The following is a 1,807-nucleotide window of genomic DNA, read 5'->3' on the forward strand; positions in this document are numbered from 1 at the left end:
GGCCGCGCCTGCCGCGGCCAGGAATCTCTCGCCGCCGAAGATCGCGAAGAAGACGAAGACGCTCAGTGTTCCGATCAGCGCTCCGGCCTCGGGGCGGTGCCGCAGTTGGGTCAGGCGGCTCTCGGACGGCTGCGGCGGGGCGGCGGCGCTCTGCGCGTCTGCCGTCGTGTCGGTCAGGGACGTTGTCATCGGACTGCTACCACCTTTGTGGATCTCGGATGTGCTGCGCGGGGACGCGAGGCCGGGGGTGCCGGGCCCGGGTCCGGGCCGGGCCCCCCGCGGCGGGTCAGCGGACGCCGGCCTTGGTGCCGTCGATCGCCGCGTCGACATTGCCGGAGGTGACCAGGAGCGGCCCGGTCAGCAGCGGGTTCTGCGGCGGCATCACGCCGTAGGACAGGTACTGATTCGCCACCGACACCCCGTAGAAGCCCTGGAGGTACGGCTGCTGGTCGATGGCGAAGAGCTGCTTGCCGCCCTTGATGCGCTCCAGCTGACTGTCCGACAGGTCGAAGGTGCCCAGCTCGACCTTGTCCCCGGATTTCGCCTGCTCGATCGCGGCGGCGGCGCTGTCCGCGTCCTGCACGCCGATCGTGACCAGGGCGTCGATGCTGTCGTCCTTCAGCAGCGCACCCTTGATCGCCTGCGTCACGGCGGAGGGGTTGCCGAAGTTCGAGGAGGGCAGGGGCAGTTGCTTGGACTTGGCGCCCTTGGTCTTGGCGCCGTCGGCGATGCCGTCGCAGCGGGCTTCGGAGTTGGCCGCGCCGGGCACCGTGTTCACGCACAGGATGTTCTCGGCGCCCTCGTCGGCGAACTTGGCGCCACCGGCCTTGCCCGCTTCGTAGTCGTCCGACCCGATGTACTTCAGGGCTCCGGTCCGTCTGGCCGCGTCGACGCCGCCCGCGTTGTAGACGAAGACCGGGATGCCCTTCTTCACGGCCTGCTTGATCGCGTCGTCCTGGTTCTCGGGGACCCAGTCCGGCACGACGATGGCGGACGGGTTCTGCGACAGGGCGGTCTGCGTCAGCTTGGCGGCGTCGGGGCCGAGGTTGTCGTAGGTCTTCGGGCCCAGGAAGGTCACCGAGCCGCCCTTCGCCTTGACCAGCTTGCCCGCGTCCTCGCCGCCGCGCTTGATCGCGGACCAGAAGGGGTCGTCGGGCTTTCCGCCGATGACGTAGATGGAGTTCTTCCCGTTGTTCTTGCCGGTGTTCTTCGCCCCGCCCGTCGAGTCGGTTCCGCCCGACGACTGCGCCTGCCCGTCGGTGGTGCCCGTGGCCTTGCCGCTGGCGCAGCCGGTCAGCGCGCCCGCCGCCAGGGCCAGCAGGCTCACCGCGGTCAGGGCTCTGCGGGAGAGGCGGCGGCCCAACGGGCGCCCAGGCATGCTGCGTTCCATGTGCGGGGTCTCCTTCGTGCAATACCAGGCGGCGGCCTGGGCGAGGCGAGGAACAAGGCCGGAGAACCGGGCGCGGGCAGGCGAAGAGAGGAGGCGTGCTTGCCCCGGCCGGGAAACGGTGACGAAATGCCCTGCGATCTTTTAAACCGCTTTAAGTGGGTGCCGCAGAGCATGCTTCTGTTTCGGAGAGGTGTCAAGAGTTCGGCTCCGAATTACGAGCCTTGTTATCTACACGTGCGGCACGCGACGGTCAGCGCGGCTCTGTCGTGGTCCCGCGCGTGACCAGGGAGGGAGCGAGCACGATCTCGCGAGGCTCGGTACGGCCCTGGTCGAGGCGTTCGACGGCGGCCGTGACGGCCTGCCGGGCCTGCTCCTCGGCGTTCTGGCTGACCGTGGTCAGGTCGAAGGCGTCCAGCC

General features: G+C 69.4%; 2 protein-coding genes and 1 pseudogene. All 3 read right to left on the minus strand.

Annotated elements, in window-relative coordinates; genetic code table 11:
• Nucleotides 1–189: pseudogene (locus tag ACFTZL_RS44570) on the minus strand (ABC transporter permease); the annotation flags it as partial.
• Nucleotides 190–286: 97 nt separating this feature from the next.
• Nucleotides 287–1,390, minus strand: a complete 1,104-nt coding sequence (locus ACFTZL_RS44575; RefSeq protein ID WP_382596270.1) for a sugar ABC transporter substrate-binding protein — start codon at nucleotides 1,388–1,390, stop codon at nucleotides 287–289.
• A 250-nt stretch (nucleotides 1,391–1,640) separates the two neighbouring features.
• The coding region (locus ACFTZL_RS44580) for a substrate-binding domain-containing protein (RefSeq protein ID WP_382596273.1) at nucleotides 1,641–1,807 on the minus strand (167 nt) is incomplete at its 5' end.

Source organism: Streptomyces sp. NPDC056948 (genome assembly GCF_042674225.1).
In the GTDB taxonomy this organism is placed as follows: Bacteria; Actinomycetota; Actinomycetes; order Streptomycetales; family Streptomycetaceae; genus Streptomyces; species Streptomyces purpurascens.